2 protein-coding genes and 1 pseudogene are annotated in these 1,892 nt (G+C 32.3%); all 3 read right to left on the bottom strand.

The genetic code is table 11. From position 1 onward, the window contains the following. Positions 1-25: 25 nt before the first annotated feature. Positions 26-688, bottom strand: coding sequence for an MmcQ/YjbR family DNA-binding protein (locus ACZQCL_RS05445; RefSeq protein WP_482482100.1), 663 nt, complete (start codon positions 686-688; stop codon positions 26-28). Then, positions 675-1,340: a nitroreductase family protein gene (locus ACZQCL_RS05450; protein WP_227992354.1), complete on the bottom strand. Its 666-nt coding sequence runs from the start codon at positions 1,338-1,340 to the stop codon at positions 675-677. The genes ACZQCL_RS05445 and ACZQCL_RS05450 overlap by 14 nt, the downstream gene beginning before the upstream one ends. A 9-nt stretch (positions 1,341-1,349) precedes the next feature. Then, positions 1,350-1,892 (bottom strand): annotated as a pseudogene (locus tag ACZQCL_RS05455) (hypothetical protein); the annotation flags it as partial.

Genomic DNA, 1,892 nt, shown 5'->3' on the forward strand with positions numbered 1-1,892 from the left:
TTGGCTAAAAAATATCAAAGACGCATTATTTGCGCCTTTTCTTTCTTGTTAAATTGTAACTTTTTGAAACCAATTCCATAATTAATGAATCAGATAATGTATCATCTAAAGCCAAAGATATCCAACTCTTGTGATTCATGTGATAAGCCGGATAAATTCCATCAATATCATAGTGTTCTTCGCTTTTTAGATTCATAATGTTTACCATACGGGTATTTCCATCTTTTAAAAGAGCGTCCCACTTCACATACATAATAAGGGAAAACCACTTATTATTGTCTAAATGACGAAAAACACCATTGTCATCCTTCCATGGAAAATCTGGTTTTACTCCATAAGTTTGAAAAATCCGATTCGTAATGCGATTCGCTTGATCATCCGCAAAGAATACGTCTGTACAACATATATCCGCAATTCTTTTTAATATGTCCTTATAAGCATCACGAACTCTACAAACAAAATCCCCATCAAAGGATTCTATGCGTAGTGGCATATATTCTTCATTACTGAAATTATCAATGGCTTTACCTTTTAAAACATCCGATATTTCAATGACAGCTTTAAAATCTCCATCCATAAAATCTTCTGAATAAATATATGTGTTATTCTCAAAACAAAACCCAAATTCTTTCAATTTTTCAAAATCAAATTTCTTTTTTAAAAAGATTTCATCTTCAATTCGTATCATATGAACTCCATTCAAAATTTTCTTTTCCCGCACCAAGCTCAAAGAAATATTTTCCTATCCCCAAATCGACTTGTGACAAAGTTCCACTTTTTACTTTAAAGCTCACTTTATTACCCACACCACTCACTATATATGGTTGTCTATTTAAAGCACTTGGTGCTAATAATAAAGCTTTGATACCCGCGTTAAACCAATCTGGAACTACTCCTTGGTAATGGCTAATTTGATCAGCTGTCTTTGATTTGTGCGGTACCCCCTGTGTTTTTCCATATCCAATCGCAATGACACCATTGACTCTAACATCTTTATCATCTAAATGTTTAAGAGCATTCTTACCATTAAACATGCCTCCGCACCACCATGTATTTAGCCCAAGGCTTTGGGCATACAAAATTAAGTCAGCACCACAATAGCCTATCTTTTCATCTAAACTTGAACATTCTTTGCCTGCAAGAATGATATAGTTTTGTACTGTATTATTCGACATAATTTTAGCCAAACTAGAAATACCATCTGAGTTGTTCATCACGAGTTTCAATGTCAAATCATACAATTCATTGTTTTGTTCAATACGTGCATTTAATAAACTTATTAAATCAACATCTAATGGTTTATCTAAATATTTCCGTACTGTGTGTCTTTTTTCAATCATCATTTTCTCCTAAAATAAGTCTAGCATTGCATCTAGATACATTGCTTCACGAACATGAATTTGGTATTGTGGTTTTACCATATAGTAAAGAATAAATTCTAATAATAGGGCACTTCCTAAATCTCTTCCTTCGATTTTAAAATTTGAATAGCCCATAGGGACATAGATATTTAAAATATCCTCTAAACTAATAAATGCAGGATTTTCCATCACTCTAGAAAAGCGATACCCTTCCTTAGAAAAAGGGGCCTTACATACATGATCCATACAATCAATGCCTAGATTTTGTCTAGAAACCGATTTATAACATTCCTTACGATCTTTACATCCATACCAGCAACATTCGTTACACAGAAATTCTACCTTTGGTTTATATGATTCAGATAGTGAATTCAACTTTTCTAATTGTTTATTCAATCGAAAATCAGGGACTACATACGTAAAGTCTGGATTTTCTACTTCCTTTTCAAAATCATTAAAATCCGTTAATACTTTTGTGGTTGAAGATACAAAATATAGATTCGGATATTTAGATTTCAGATATTTCATCAA

It is taken from the genome of Holdemanella sp. (assembly GCF_056804935.1).

Coding starts and splice junctions, on each gene's coding strand:
- ACZQCL_RS05445 (WP_482482100.1), bottom strand. CDS start 688: ATGATACGAATTGAAGATGAAATCTTTTTAAAAAAGAAATTTGATTTT.
- ACZQCL_RS05450 (WP_227992354.1), bottom strand. CDS start 1,340: ATGATTGAAAAAAGACACACAGTACGGAAATATTTAGATAAACCATTA.